The sequence below is a fragment of the Microbacterium imperiale genome, from assembly GCF_017876655.1.
GTDB lineage: Bacteria > Actinomycetota > Actinomycetes > Actinomycetales > Microbacteriaceae > Microbacterium > Microbacterium imperiale.
This window is the reverse complement of sequence record NZ_JAGIOK010000001.1, coordinates 959,027-972,704: the sequence shown is the minus strand read 5'-3', so window position 1 is coordinate 972,704 and position 13,678 is coordinate 959,027. Positions and strand designations below refer to the sequence as shown.

The 13,678-nt window shown below is 69.3% G+C and carries 16 protein-coding genes; 14 read left to right on the top strand and 2 right to left on the bottom strand.

The genetic code is table 11. The features are described from left to right. Positions 1-58: 58 nt before the first annotated feature. On the bottom strand, positions 59-610 hold the full coding sequence (epsC, locus tag JOF37_RS04880) for a serine O-acetyltransferase EpsC (RefSeq protein ID WP_372445414.1): 552 nt from the start codon (positions 608-610) through the stop codon (positions 59-61). A gap of 20 nt (positions 611-630) precedes the next feature. Continuing rightward, a complete protein-coding gene (cysK, locus tag JOF37_RS04875; RefSeq protein WP_210005634.1) occupies positions 631-1,584 on the bottom strand; it encodes a cysteine synthase A in 954 nt (317 codons plus the stop codon). Positions 1,585-1,709: 125 nt separating this feature from the next. On the opposite strand from cysK, the gene prmC reads away from it, so the two are divergent. The 14 genes from prmC (at position 1,710) to JOF37_RS04805 (ending at position 13,645) form a co-directional block, all read left to right on the top strand. Next, the gene (prmC, locus tag JOF37_RS04870; protein WP_210005633.1) at positions 1,710-2,597 is read left to right on the top strand and encodes a peptide chain release factor N(5)-glutamine methyltransferase; all 888 of its coding nucleotides are present in this window, start codon (positions 1,710-1,712) and stop codon (positions 2,595-2,597) included. A 34-nt stretch (positions 2,598-2,631) separates the two neighbouring features. Continuing rightward, on the top strand, positions 2,632-3,390 hold the full coding sequence (locus tag JOF37_RS04865) for an L-threonylcarbamoyladenylate synthase (RefSeq protein WP_210005632.1): 759 nt from the start codon (positions 2,632-2,634) through the stop codon (positions 3,388-3,390). Next, entirely contained in the window at positions 3,387-4,544 is a 1,158-nt protein-coding gene (locus JOF37_RS04860) for an MraY family glycosyltransferase (RefSeq protein ID WP_210005629.1), read from the top strand. Before JOF37_RS04865 ends, JOF37_RS04860 begins: the two co-directional genes overlap by 4 nt. After that, on the top strand, positions 4,541-5,026 hold the full coding sequence (locus JOF37_RS04855) for a Cg1360 family ATP-synthase-associated protein (protein ID WP_210005628.1): 486 nt from the start codon (positions 4,541-4,543) through the stop codon (positions 5,024-5,026). The genes JOF37_RS04860 and JOF37_RS04855 overlap by 4 nt, the downstream gene beginning before the upstream one ends. Positions 5,027-5,167: 141 nt before the next feature. Next, on the top strand, positions 5,168-5,974 hold the full coding sequence (gene atpB / locus JOF37_RS04850; RefSeq protein WP_245338099.1) for a F0F1 ATP synthase subunit A: 807 nt from the start codon (positions 5,168-5,170) through the stop codon (positions 5,972-5,974). A gap of 44 nt (positions 5,975-6,018) precedes the next feature. Further along, positions 6,019-6,258 carry an ATP synthase F0 subunit C gene (gene atpE / locus JOF37_RS04845; RefSeq protein WP_023955203.1) on the top strand — a complete coding sequence of 80 codons (240 nt, stop codon included), beginning with the start codon at positions 6,019-6,021 and terminating at the stop codon, positions 6,256-6,258. Positions 6,259-6,289: 31 nt separating this feature from the next. Next, positions 6,290-6,844 carry a F0F1 ATP synthase subunit B gene (locus tag JOF37_RS04840; protein ID WP_120264817.1) on the top strand — a complete coding sequence of 185 codons (555 nt, stop codon included), beginning with the start codon at positions 6,290-6,292 and terminating at the stop codon, positions 6,842-6,844. Then, on the top strand, positions 6,844-7,632 hold the full coding sequence (locus tag JOF37_RS04835) for a F0F1 ATP synthase subunit delta (protein ID WP_210005627.1): 789 nt from the start codon (positions 6,844-6,846) through the stop codon (positions 7,630-7,632). The genes JOF37_RS04840 and JOF37_RS04835 overlap by 1 nt, the downstream gene beginning before the upstream one ends. Before the next feature lie 77 nt (positions 7,633-7,709). Next, a complete protein-coding gene (gene atpA, locus JOF37_RS04830) occupies positions 7,710-9,350 on the top strand; it encodes a F0F1 ATP synthase subunit alpha (protein ID WP_210005625.1) in 1,641 nt (546 codons plus the stop codon). Between the two features lie 19 nt (positions 9,351-9,369). Continuing rightward, complete coding sequence (locus tag JOF37_RS04825) at positions 9,370-10,272, top strand: F0F1 ATP synthase subunit gamma (RefSeq protein ID WP_210005623.1); 903 nt, start codon at positions 9,370-9,372, stop codon at positions 10,270-10,272. 21 nt (positions 10,273-10,293) lie between these two features. Continuing rightward, a complete protein-coding gene (gene atpD, locus JOF37_RS04820) occupies positions 10,294-11,739 on the top strand; it encodes a F0F1 ATP synthase subunit beta (RefSeq protein WP_210005621.1) in 1,446 nt (481 codons plus the stop codon). Between the two features lies 1 nt (position 11,740). Continuing rightward, the gene (locus JOF37_RS04815) at positions 11,741-11,998 is read left to right on the top strand and encodes a F0F1 ATP synthase subunit epsilon (RefSeq protein WP_023955192.1); all 258 of its coding nucleotides are present in this window, start codon (positions 11,741-11,743) and stop codon (positions 11,996-11,998) included. 95 nt (positions 11,999-12,093) lie between these two features. Continuing rightward, positions 12,094-12,846, top strand: a complete 753-nt coding sequence (locus tag JOF37_RS04810) for a YaaA family protein (RefSeq protein WP_210007671.1) — start codon at positions 12,094-12,096, stop codon at positions 12,844-12,846. A gap of 115 nt (positions 12,847-12,961) precedes the next feature. Beyond that, on the top strand, positions 12,962-13,645 hold the full coding sequence (locus tag JOF37_RS04805) for a large exoprotein (protein WP_210005620.1): 684 nt from the start codon (positions 12,962-12,964) through the stop codon (positions 13,643-13,645). Positions 13,646-13,678: the final 33 nt, after the last annotated feature.

Sequence of the window (13,678 nt, the reverse complement as noted above, 5' to 3'; positions counted from 1 at the left end):
GGGTGCCACCGGCCCGGCATCCGCGCTCCCCGGCGACTCGACACCGGGGCGGGGGAGGTCAGATGTGGTATTCGGGGGCGGTCAGCACGGCGCGGGTGTCTTCGCCGGCGCGACGGGGGCGCGGACGTGCGGGCACGCCGACGAGGATCGAATCGGCCGGGGCATCCTTCGTCACGACGGCATTGGCACCCACCACGCTGTGCGCGCCGATCGTGATCGGGCCGAGGATCTTCGCGCCCGCACCGACGGCGACGCCGTCCTCGATCGTGGGATGCCGTTTGCCGGCGTCACGGGTCCGACCGCCGAGCGTCACCCCGTGATAGAGCATGACGTCGTCGCCGACGACGGCGGTCTCGCCGATGACGACCCCCATGCCGTGATCGATGAAGAACCGCCGCCCGATGCGGGCGCCGGGGTGGATCTCGATGCCCGTCAGCAGACGGGTCAGCTGCGACCCGGCGCGCGCGAGGAAGCGCGCGCGCCGGAGCCACAGGCGATGCATGACGCGGTGCGACCACACCGCGTGCAGCCCCGGGTACAGCAGCGCGATCTCGAGGCCGCTGCGCGCCGCAGGATCACGGAGCTTCGCGGCGGCCAGGTCTTCGCGCATGCGTGCTCGGAGCCGGGCCATCAGTCCTCGCGCAGGTCGGCGAACAGCGGCGTCGAGAGGTAGCGCTCACCGAACGACGGGATGATGACGACGATGTTCTTGCCCTCGGCCTCGGGACGGGCCGCGACCTGCAGCGCCGCCCAGACCGCCGCGCCGGACGAGATGCCGACGAGGATGCCCTCCTTCGAGGCGACCTCACGGGCGACGCGCACGGCGTCGTCGAAGGTGACGTCCTGCACCTCGTCGATGACGCTCTGGTCGAGGATCGGCGGGATGAAGTTCGGCCCGATGCCCTGGATCTTGTGCGGGCCGGGCTTGCCCTCGGTCAGCAGCGGGGAGTCCTTCGGCTCGACAGCCACGACGCGGACGTCGGCGACGCGCTCCTTGAGCACCTGGCCGACGCCGGTGATCGTGCCGCCGGTGCCGATGCCGGCGACGAAGTAGCCGATCTCGCCGTCGGTGTCGCGCAGGATCTCCTCGGCGGTCGTGCGCCGGTGCACATCGGGGTTGGCCTCGTTCGCGAACTGCTTCGCGAGCACCGCGCCGGGCGTCTCGGCGGCGATCTTCTCGGCCTCCGACACGGCGCCCTTCATGCCGAGAGAGGGGTCCGTCAGCACGAGCTCGGCGCCGTACGCCTTGAGCAGCAGCCGGCGCTCGGTCGACATCGACGAGGGCATCGTGAGGATGACGCGGTAGCCGCGGGCGGCGCCGACCATCGCGAGGGCGATGCCGGTGTTGCCGCTGGTGCCCTCGACGATCGTGCCGCCGGGCTGCAGCGCCCCGGACTTCTCGGCGGCGTCGACGATGGCGATGCCGAGGCGGTCCTTGACCGACGAGGCGGGGTTGTAGAACTCGAGCTTGGCCAGCACGGTGCCGGGCAGGCCTTCGCTGACGCGATTCAGGCGCACGAGAGGGGTGTTGCCGTACGCGGTGGTGATGTCGGGATGGATGCCGTGGGTGACCGGGTCGGACATGTCTGCCTTTCGAGTTTCGAGCGGATGCCGCGACGCGGCGGAGTCGTCGCCCAGCCTATTGTCGCGGCCCGAGCGCGGCTCGGAATGTGACGAATCGGAACGCCTGGCTAGGCTGGTCGGCGGCCATGAGCACCTCACCCGCATCCTCACCGCAGCCGCGCCTGGACGAGGTCCTGCGCGCCGCCGCGACGCAGCTCGCCGCGGCATCCGTGCCGACCCCGCAGGTCGACGCCGAGCTGCTGGCCGCGCACGTGCTGGGCATGGGCCGGGGCGAGCTGTCGGCGGCTCTGTTCCGCGGCGCCGACTTTCCCGCCGACGCGGCCGACCGCTTCGCAGAGCTCGTGGCCCGCCGCGCCGCCCGTGAGCCGCTGCAGCACCTGACCGGCACCGCACCCTTCCGGCACCTCGAGCTGCGGGTCGGCCCCGGGGTGTTCGTCCCGCGACCGGAGACCGAGACCGTCGCACAGATCGCCATCGACCTGCTCCGTGCCGCCGCGGGCCCCGAGCCGGTCGCGGTCGACCTCGGCACGGGCTCCGGGGCGATCGCGCTGGCACTCGCGACCGAGGTGCCCCACGCCCGCGTGCACGCGGCCGAGAACTCGGTGGACGCCTTCATCTGGACGAAGGAGAACTTCGCCCTCGTCGGAGCGCCGAACGCCCGGCTGGCCTTCATCGACCTCGAGCGGGCGTTCCCCGAGCTCGACGGGACGGTCTCCGTGCTCGTGTCCAACCCGCCGTACGTGCCCGACGACGCGATCCCGCGCGATCCCGAGGTGCGGCACTGGGACCCTCCTGCCGCCCTGTACGGGGGACCGGACGGCCTCGACGTCGTGCGCACGCTGTCGCGCGTCGGGCTGCGTCTGGTGCACCCGGGCGGCAGCATCGTGATCGAGCACGGTGAGCTGCAGGGCGCCGCGATCCGCGACATCCTCGCGGCGGACGGTTGGTCGGCCACGGCCACGCACCCCGATCTGACGATGCGCGATCGAACGACCACCGCGGTCCGCTCCTGAGACTCCAGCCTCCCCGCCGTAGACTGGACCGGTCATGTCTCCCGTATTCGACTGCCGCGATGAGACCCAGGTGCTCCCCGGCATGCGTCAGGCGCGTCAGGCCATCGGCCGCGGCGACCTCATCGTCATGCCCACCGACACCGTCTACGGCGTCGCCGCCGACGCGTTCAGCGCCTCGGCGGTGGCGAAGCTGTTGGCTGCGAAGGGCCGCGACCGGCAATCGCCGCCGCCCGTGCTCGTCGCCGGGGTCGCGACGATGCGCGCGCTCGTCGCCGAGGTGCCCGAGCCGGTCGAGCGCCTGGTCGAGGCGTTCTGGCCCGGCGGCCTGACCGTCGTGCTGCCCGCCCAGCCGTCGCTGTCGTGGGATCTGGGCGAGACGCGGGGGACGGTCGCGGTGCGGATGCCCGCCGACCGCTTCGCCCTCGAGCTCCTCGAGGAGTGCGGGCCGCTCGCCGTCTCGAGCGCCAATCTGACCAAGCAGCCGGCGGCGGTCTCGGTGGACGACGCGCTGCGGATGCTGGGCGACAGCGTCGCGGTGTACCTCGACGGCGGACCGGCGGCGACCGGCGTGGCCTCGACGATCGTCGACGCGACGGCACTCGTGGGCGCCGAGCCCGGGCCGGTGCGTGTGCTGCGCGACGGCGCGATCAGCCGCGAAGCGCTGCGCGAGATCCTCGGCGACCTGCTTGAGCCCGACACCGAGCCCGAGCACGCCGAAGCGGCGAACCGCACGCCGATGGAGCAGGGCTCCGGGGGCGATCCCGACTCGCCCGCCGGCGGCAGCGGCGCGTGAGGCTGTACCTGGCCACGTTCGTGGTCACGGCGCTCCTGACCTTCGGCCTGACCTGGCTGGTCTGGAAGCTGAGCCTCCGGTACAAGCTGTACCCCGCGATCCGTGAGCGCGACGTCCATAAGACCCCGACGCCCCGACTGGGCGGCGTGGGCATGTTCCTCGGCGCGGCGGCGGTCATCCTCACCTCCTCGCAGATCCCGTTCTTCTCGATCTTCTGGGCCAAGCCCGAGCCCATCTGGGCGATCCTGGGAGCGACGGCGCTGATCGTGGTCGTCGGCGTCGCCGACGACCTGTGGGACCTCGACTGGCTCATCAAGCTCGGCGCGCAGTTCCTCGCCGCCGGCATCGTGGTCGGCTTCGGCGGCGTTCAGCTGTATTCACTTCCGCTCGGCGGGCAGACCGTCGTCTCGAGTGCCGCGAGCTTCACGATCTCGGTGTTCTCGATCGTCGTGGTCATGAACGCGGTCAATTTCATCGACGGGCTCGACGGGCTCGTCGCCGGCGTCGCCCTCATCGCCAACGGCGTGTTCTTCACCTACACCTACCTGCTGGGCCGCGACTTCGGCGCCAGCAGCTACGCGAACCTCGCGTCGTTCCTGGCTGTCGTGCTCCTGGGCGTGTGCGCGGGATTCCTGCCCTTGAACTGGAACCCCGCCAAGCTGTTCATGGGCGACTCGGGCGCGCTCATGATCGGGCTGCTCATGGCGTGCTCGGCGATCCTCGTGACCGGCAGTCTCGTGCCGCCCACCGGCGACAACGACGTGTTCGGGCGCTCGCAGCTGCTGGGTGCGTTCATTCCGATCCTCCTGCCCGTCGTCGTCGTGCTGCTGCCGCTGCTGGACTTCGGCATGGCGGTCATCCGACGGATGTCGCGGGGCAAGTCGCCCTTCTCGCCCGACCGCAAGCACCTGCATCACCGCATGCTCGACATGGGCCACAGCGACCGCGACGCCGTCCTGGTGTTCTACTCGTGGACGACGGTCGTGAGCCTGTCGGTACTCCTGATGTACATCGGCACGACCGCCGCCTGGCCCGGCGACTACCTCCTCGGCGTCGGCTTCCTCGTCCTGGGCGTCGCGGCCTGCCTCGTCGTCACCTTCATCCCCGCCCGACCCTCGCGCCCCGCCGCATCCGAGAAAGAGCTCTCCCTGTGACCGCGAACACCCCCGACCCGACCGCTCGCCGGCGCATCTCGAGCACCCCCGTGCTGCGCGCCGCCCTCATCTGGGGCCTCCTGGTCGGCCTGCTCGTGGCGGGTGTCTTCGCGCTCGTCGGCGGCATGGTCGCCGGCGCGGACGGCGCGTGGAGCGGTGTGCTCGGCGCCCTCGTCGGCATCGTCTTTCCGGCGTTCACCGCGCTCAGCATCCTGCTCGGCAACCGCTGGTACGGGCACCCGCAGTGGCTGCAGATCTTCTTCGCCGTCGTGCTCGGAACCTGGCTGCTGAAGTTCGTCCTCGTCATCATCGCCCTGCTGCTGCTGTTCCAGGTGGAGTGGCTCGAGCGCGGCATCTTCGCGCTCGCGGTCATCGTCGCCGCCGTCGCGTCCCTCGTGGTCGACATCGTCGTGCTGAGCCGGATGCGGCTGCCGGGAGCCTCGGATGTCGATCTGCCGACCGCGGACTCGATCGACGATTAGGTCGAGGCGGAACCTTTGGTAGTGTGGGACTACACTCTGCGGCCGGTGTGCAGTGGCGACACTGAGGCCCCGCTGGAGTCGTTCCCCTTCTGACCCTCACCGAGCTAGTCCTGGCTGGCCCGAGAAGCTGGAGCCAATACGTTGACTCAAGCGACGACGATTGTCGCAGCGGCGGCATCGGACAACGAGTTCCACCCGCCGTCCATCTCCGACTTCTTCCCGCCGGCTCTGCTGTTCGAAGGCACTCCCTTCGAATTCACGCGGATCAGCATGGTTCAGGTCATCGCCACCGTGCTGCTGGTGCTCTTCCTCGTGCTGGGCACGCGCCGCCTCTCGGTCGTCCCCGGACGATTCCAGAGCGTCGTCGAGTTCGGCTTCGGATTCGTCCGCAACCAGGTCGTGTACCAGGTGCTGGGCGAGAAGGACGGCCGCCGCTTCCTCCCGCTGCTGACGGCCATGTTCTTCACGATCCTGTTCATGAACCTGACGGGCGTCATCCCCGGCATGAACATCGCGGGAACCTCGGTGGCCGGTGCGCCGCTGGTGTTCGCGCTCGTGGCCTACGTCATGTTCATCTACGCGGGCATCAAGCGCCACGGCGTCGGGCACTTCCTGAAGAACTCGCTCGTGCCGAGCGGCGTTCCGGTGTACCTGCTGCCGATCATCGCGCTCGTCGAGCTCATCTCGACCTTCATCGCGCGTCCGGTGTCGCTGTTCCTGCGACTCCTGCTGAACATGATGGTCGGGCACCTCATGCTCGTCCTGTTCTTCGCGGCGACGCAGTTCTTCCTGCTCGGGCTCAACGCGTTCACGCCGCTCGCGGCGGGCACGCTCGCCATGGGCTTCGCCTTCACCCTCTTCGAGATCTTCGTCTCGATCCTCCAGGCCTACGTCTTCACGATCCTCACCGCGGTCTACATCCAGCTCGCGGTCGCGGAAGAGCACTGACGAGCAGCTGACCGGCTGCTCGCCCTACGAAAGGAAAACAACCAGTGGACGCAACGACGGTTCTCGCCCAGGTCACCGGCAACATCGCGACCGTGGGTTACGGCCTCGCGGCCATCGGCCCCGCCATCGGCCTCGGCATCATGATCGGCAAGACCATCGAGTCGACCGCCCGTCAGCCCGAGCTCGCCGGCCGCCTGCAGAGCACCATGTTCATCGGTGTCGCCTTCATCGAGATCCTCGCGCTGATCGGCATCGTCACGCCGTTCATCTTCAACGCGCTCTGATCCGAACGCGACCCATAGATAAGGAGACAGGATGCTGAACGCTCTTGTCACGCTTGCGGCGGAGGAGGGGTCGAACCAGGTCCCCATCCTCCCGGCGGTCTACGACATCATCTGGTCGGCTGTCTGCTTCCTCGTCATCATCTTCGTGGTGGTGCGCTACGCGATGCCGCGCCTGAACACGGTGCTCGACGCGCGCAGCGCAGCCATCGAGGGCAACATCGCCAAGGCCGACGAGGCTCAGCGCAAGGCGGAGGCGGCTCTCGAGGAGTACACGGCCCAGCTGGCCGAGGCTCGCAAGGAAGCCGGCGAGATCCGCGACGCTGCTCGCGAGGACGGTCGCAAGATCGTCAGCGAGGCGAAGCAGAACGCCTCGGCTGAGGCCGAGCGTCTCACCGCGGCTGCGCACACGCAGATCGAGGCCGAGCGTCAGGCGGCCGCCGTCTCGCTGCGCAGCGAGGTCGGCACGCTGGCGCTCGACCTGGCCGGCGGCGTCATCGGCGAGACCCTGTCCGACGATCAGAAGGCGCAGGCCGTCGTCGATCGCTTCCTCAGCGAGCTCGAGGCTTCCGAGAAGGCGTCGAACTGATGGGCAGCGCGACCACTCAGGCGCTCGTCGCGACAACGTCGGCGATCGGCGCCGCGTCCGGGCTCACGCTCGACGTCGCCGGTGAGCTGTTCGTCGCCGCGCGGGCTCTGGCGGACTCGCCGCAGCTGAGCGGCGCGCTGACGGACGACACCGCGTCGCTGCAGGCTCGCGACGCGGTCGTCACCCAGGTGTTCGGTTCGGTGTTCGCGCCGCAGACCGTGGCGCTGCTGCAGGTTGCGGCCGAGCAGCGCTGGTCGTCGGTCGACGACTTCGTCGACGCCGTCGAGGAACTCGCGATCCGCGTCGCGGCCGTCGCCGACACCGGAGACCTCGAGAACGAGTTGTTCGGTGTGCTGCACGCCATCGCGGGCAACCCCGAGCTCGAACTCGCACTCGGCAGCCGTCTCGGCGACGCGTCCGCGAAGGGCGCACTCGTTGACCGTCTGCTCGACGGGCGCGCCGGCGCCGGAGCGCGACTGGTCGCTTCGGCCGTCGTGCAGCGTCCGCGCGAACGTCGGGTGCGGCAGCTGCTCGAGCGCGCGATCCGCATCGTGTCGAGCCAGCGCGGTCGCATCGTCGCCACCGTCCGCACGGCGGCTCCCCTGAACGACCACCAGCGCGCGCGCCTGACCGACACCCTGTCCCGCCGTTACGGCACCGCGGTCGCGCTCAACCTGATCGTCGACCCGGCGGTCGTGGGCGGGCTGCGCATCGAGATCGGCGACGACGTCATCGACGCGACGGTCGCCTCTCGCCTCTCCGATCTCCGCCAGCGACTGGCGGGCTGACACACCTCCTCCTCGCCCGCAGGGGCGGACCCGGCCGGACGCATCCGGACCCACAGACTCAGGACCGAAGGAACACCATGGCAGAACTGTCCATCAGCCCGGATGTCATCCGTGACGCGCTGAAAGACTTCGTCGCCGCGTACGAGCCCACCGGGGCCGCCGCGACCGAGGTCGGCACCGTCGTCGACGCGGCCGACGGCATCGCCCACGTCGAGGGACTGCCCGGCGTCATGGCGAACGAGCTCGTCCGCTTCGAGAACGGCGTCGAGGGTCTCGCCCAGAACCTCGACGAGCACGAGATCGGTGTCGTGATCCTCGGTGACTTCGCCGGGATCCAGGCCGGCCAGAAGGTCACCCGCACCGGCGAGGTCCTCTCGGTCGGTGTCGGCGAGGGCTACCTCGGCCGCGTCGTCGACCCGCTCGGCAACCCGATCGACGGTCTCGGCGAGATCGCGACCAGCGGTCGTCGCGCACTCGAGCTGCAGGCGCCCGGCGTCATGCAGCGCAAGAGCGTCCACGAGCCGATGCAGACCGGCATCAAGGCCATCGACGCGATGATCCCCGTCGGCCGCGGTCAGCGTCAGCTGATCATCGGCGACCGCCAGACCGGCAAGACGGCCATCGCGATCGACACGATCATCAACCAGAAGGCCAACTGGGAGTCGGGCGACGTCAACAAGCAGGTCCGCTGCATCTACGTCGCCATCGGCCAGAAGGGCTCGACCATCGCTTCGGTGAAGGGCGCGCTCGAGGACGCCGGTGCCATGGAGTACACGACGATCGTCGCGGCTCCGGCATCCGACCCCGCCGGCTTCAAGTACCTCGCCCCCTACACCGGTTCGGCCATCGGCCAGCACTGGATGTACGAGGGCAAGCACGTCCTGATCATCTTCGACGACCTGTCGAAGCAGGCCGAGGCCTACCGTGCCGTGTCGCTGCTGCTGCGCCGTCCGCCGGGCCGCGAGGCATACCCCGGCGACGTGTTCTACCTGCACTCGCGTCTGCTCGAGCGTTGCGCGAAGCTGTCGGACGAGCTCGGCGCCGGATCGATGACGGGCCTGCCCATCATCGAGACGAAGGCGAACGACGTCTCGGCCTACATCCCGACCAACGTCATCTCGATCACCGACGGCCAGATCTTCCTGCAGTCGGACCTGTTCAACGCGAACCAGCGTCCCGCGGTCGACGTCGGCATCTCGGTGTCGCGCGTCGGCGGTGACGCGCAGGTCAAGTCGATCAAGAAGGTGTCGGGCACGCTCAAGCTCGAGCTGGCCCAGTACCGCTCGCTCGAGGCCTTCGCCATGTTCGCCTCCGACCTCGACGCCGCCTCGCGTCGTCAGCTCGCCCGTGGTGCGCGTCTGACCGAGCTGCTCAAGCAGCCGCAGTACTCGCCGTACCCGGTCGAGGAGCAGGTCGTGTCGATCTGGGCCGGCACCAACGGCAAGCTCGACACGATCGAGGTCGAGGATGTGCTGACGTTCGAGCGCGAGCTGCTCGACTACCTGAAGCGCAACACCACGATCCTCGACACGCTGCGCGAGACCAACGTGCTGGGTGACGACACGGTCGCCGAGCTCGAGAAGGTCGTCGACGCGTTCGTGCTCGAGTTCCGGGGTGGGAAGGGCCAGGCCATCAACAAGCCCGGCACCGAGGAGACCGCCGCAGCCGCAGCCGACGACGTGAACCAGGAGCAGATCGTCAAGGGCCGCCGCGGCTGACGCGGAGGACGACACACTTATGGGCGCACAACTCCGGGTCTACAAGCAGAAGATCAGCTCTGCTCAGACGACCAAGAAGATCACGAAGGCGATGGAGCTCATCGCGGCTTCGCGCATTCAGAAGGCGATGGGTCGCGTCCGCGCGTCCTCTCCCTTCGCGCGGGCCGTGACGCGCGCCGTCTCCGCGGTGGCGACCCACTCCGACGTCGAGCACCCGCTCACGACCGAGCGCGAGACGATCCGCCGTTCCGCGGTGGTCATCTTCGCCTCCGACCGCGGCCTCGCCGGCGCGTTCAACTCGCAGATCCTCCGTGAGGGTCTCGAGCTGGCCGAGCTGCTGCGGTCGCAGGGCAAGGAAGTGGACTACTACCTCGTCGGCCGCAAGGCCGTCGGGTACTTCCAGTTCCGTCGTATGCGGTCGGCGGGGGAGTGGACGGGTGACACCGACACGCCGCACTTCAGCACGGCCGAGCAGATCGCCGGCGCGCTTCTCGACGCATACGCGCAGGGTGGCGAGGACGGCGGCGTGGACGAGATCCACCTCGTCTTCAACCGGTTCGTCAGCATGATGACGCAGACTCCCGAGTCGGTCCGACTGCTGCCGCTCGAGGTCGTCGAGGCCGACGCCGCCGGTGCCGAGCAGGCGCCGGTGTACCCGCTGTACGAGTTCGAGCCCGACCCCGAGACGGTGCTCGACGCTCTGCTGCCGGTGTACGTGCAGAGCCGCGTCTTCAACGCACTCCTCCAGTCGTCGGCCGCGAAGCACGCCGCGACCCAGAAGGCGATGAAGTCGGCCAGCGACAACGCCGACAAGCTCATCACCGACTACACCCGCCTGCGCAACAACGCTCGCCAGGCCGAGATCACTCAGCAGATCGCCGAGATCGTCGGCGGCGCCGACGCTCTGGCGTCGGGCAAGTAAGACCAACCGAAAGAGACAGACATGACTACCGTCACTGCCGAAGCCACGTCGGTCGTCGGCCGCGTTGCGCGCGTCACCGGCCCCGTCGTCGACATCGAGTTCCCGCACGACTCGATCCCCGACATCTACAACGCGCTCAAGACCACGATCACGGTCAACGGCGAGTCCACCGAGATCACCCTCGAGGTCGCTCAGCACCTCGGCGACGACCTCGTCCGTGCCATCTCGCTGAAGCCGACCGACGGCATGGTCCGCGGCCAGGAGGTGCGCGACACCGGCGGCCCGATCACAGTTCCCGTCGGCGACGTCACCAAGGGCAAGGTCTTCAACGTCACCGGTGACGTGCTGAACGCCGCCGAGGGCGAGACCATCGAGGTCACCGAGCGCTGGGGCATCCACCGCGCGGCCCCGAACTTCGACCAGCTCGAGTCGAAGACGCAGATGTTCGAGACCGGCATCAAGGTCATCGACCTGCTGACGCCCTACGTGCAGGGTGGAAAGATCGGCCTCTTCGGCGGTGCCGGCGTCGGCAAGACCGTCCTCATCCAGGAGATGATCCAGCGCGTCGCGCAGGACCACGGTGGTGTGTCGGTGTTCGCCGGTGTCGGTGAGCGCACGCGTGAGGGCAACGACCTCATCGGCGAGATGGAGGAGGCGGGCGTCTTCGACAAGACCGCCCTCGTCTTCGGCCAGATGGACGAGCCGCCGGGGACGCGCCTGCGCGTCGCCCTGTCGGCCCTGACGATGGCGGAGTACTTCCGCGACGTGCAGAAGCAGGACGTGCTGCTGTTCATCGACAACATCTTCCGCTTCACGCAGGCGGGTTCCGAGGTGTCGACGCTGCTCGGCCGCATGCCCTCCGCGGTGGGCTACCAGCCGAACCTCGCCGACGAGATGGGTGTCCTCCAGGAGCGCATCACCTCGACGCGCGGTCACTCGATCACCTCGCTGCAGGCGATCTACGTCCCCGCCGACGACTACACCGACCCGGCACCGGCGACGACCTTCGCGCACCTCGACGCGACCACGGAGCTCTCGCGCGAGATCGCGTCGAAGGGTCTGTACCCCGCCGTCGACCCGCTGAGCTCGACCAGCCGCATCCTCGACCCCCGCTACATCGGTGACGACCACTACCGCGTGGCCACCGCCGTGAAGCAGATCCTGCAGAAGAACAAGGAACTGCAGGAGATCATCGCGATCCTCGGTGTCGACGAGCTCTCGGAAGAGGACAAGATCGTCGTGTCGCGCGCACGCCGCATCCAGCAGTTCCTCTCGCAGAACACCTACATGGCCAAGAAGTTCACCGGCGTCGAGGGCTCCACGGTCCCGATCAAGGAGACCATCGAGTCGTTCGACGCGATCGTCAAGGGTGATTTCGACCACGTCGCCGAGCAGGCGTTCTTCAACGTCGGCGGCATCTCCGACGTCGAAGAGAAGTGGGCCAAGATCCAGAAGGAGAACAGCTGACATGGCTCTGACGGTCACGCTCGTCTCCGCCGAGGCGGAGGTCTGGTCGGGCGAGGCATCGCTCGTCGTGGCCAAGACCGTCGAGGGCGAGATCGGCTTCATGGCGGGTCACGAGCCGGTCCTGGCGATCCTCGCCGAAGGGCAGGTCCGCATCACCCAGCCCGGCGGCGAGAAGATCGTCGCCAACGCGCAGGACGGCTTCCTGTCGATGGAGGGCGATGAGCTCACCATCGTCGCCGGCAACGCCGCCCTGGCCTGACACAGAACGAACCAGAGACCACACCCCGTCTGGGGCCGCGCGAGTCGCGGTCGCCCGGACGGGGTGTGGTCTCTCGTATGAAGGGGATCATCCGGATGCTGGTGCTGCTGCCGCCCTCCGAGACGAAGCGCATCGGCGGCACCGGTGCGGCGCTCGACCTCGACGCGCTCGCGTTGCCGCAACTCGCGCCCGAGCGGCGGGCGGCCGTCGCGGCGCTCGTCGCGCTGTCGGCCGATCCCGGCACCGCCGCTCGCGTGCTCAAGCTGAGCGCCCGGCAGCTCGGCGAGGTCGCCGTGAACGCGGCGCTGCCGACGGCGCCGACGATGCCCGCGATCGATCGCTACACCGGTGTGCTCTTCGACGCGCTCGACGCGTCGACGCTCGAGCCGGCCGCGCGCGGCTGGATCGGCGAGCACGTCCTGATCCAGTCGGCTCCGTTCGGTCCGGTCGGCGCGCTCGACGCGATTCCGGCCTACCGCCTGGCGGCCGGCGCCGCTCTGCCCGGCATCCCGCCGCTCCGGCGGCACTGGGCGGCGGCGTCGACCGCGGCGCTCGCGGCGACCGATGCCCCGTTCCTGCTCGACCTGCGCTCGGAGGCGTACGTGGCGCTCGCGCCGGCGCCGGCGTCCATCCCGTCGGCGTTCGTGCGGGTCGTCACGGCGGGCGCCGACGGCACCGTGCGCGCCCTGAACCATTTCAACAAGCACGCGAAGGGCGAGCTCGTCCGCGCCATGGCGCGTTCGGTCGCCGAGATCACCTCGCGTGAGGACTTCCTGTCCTGGGCGACGTCGGCGGGCTGGGAGGTTCGCGACGGCGACAAGGCGGGCGAGCTGCAGATCGTCGTCTGACCGCGGGGCGAATGTGGCCGCCGTATGCCGCACACGGCAGGGCGGTCTTCGCTAGCATGAGCGGCGACCGCCGACGCGACCGCGTCGACGCGGGTCACGACTGAGGAGGTCGTTCATGCCGGATTACTACGACGGTGGTGGTGCAGGCGTAGGAGCGTTCCTCGCCTTCTTCTTCCTGATCCTGCCCGTCATCCTGATCCTCGCCCTCGCCGGCTACCTGATCAGCTCGTTCTTCTACATGAAGATCTTCGAGAAGGCGGGTGTGCAGGGGAAGTGGCGTGCTTGGGTGCCGATCTACCGCGAACTCGTGTTCGCCAAGCTCGGCGACCTCTCGCCGTGGGTCATGCTGGGCGCGTTCCTCGTGACCGCGGTGCTCAGCAACATCCCGGTGATCGGTCCGATCCTCGGCTACGTCGCGATCGTCGCTCTCGCGATGGCGAGCTGGCGCGTCGGACTGAAGCTGGGCAAGGACTGGCCGCTCGTGCTGCTTTACATCATCCCCGGCATCGGCGGTCTGATCTGGCTCGGCATCGCGGCGTTCTCGAACGCGCCGTGGAACCCGAATGTGCAGCCGTCGCCGTGGCGTACCTCGTTCCTGCGCGACACCACCGTCTGGCGCGGCATCCCCGTGCAGCCCGACGGGGGCCCGGCACCGGCTGCCGGCTACGGCGCGCCCGGCGCCGGCTACGTACCCCCGGCCGGAGGAACCCCGTCGTCGCCGGCTGGCGCGTACCCGCCGCCGACCACGCAGACCCCGCCTTCGACCGAGCCGCCGGCGCCCGGCGCACCGCGTCCCTGACCGATTCGGAGCCCTCGCCCTCGTGGCGGGGGC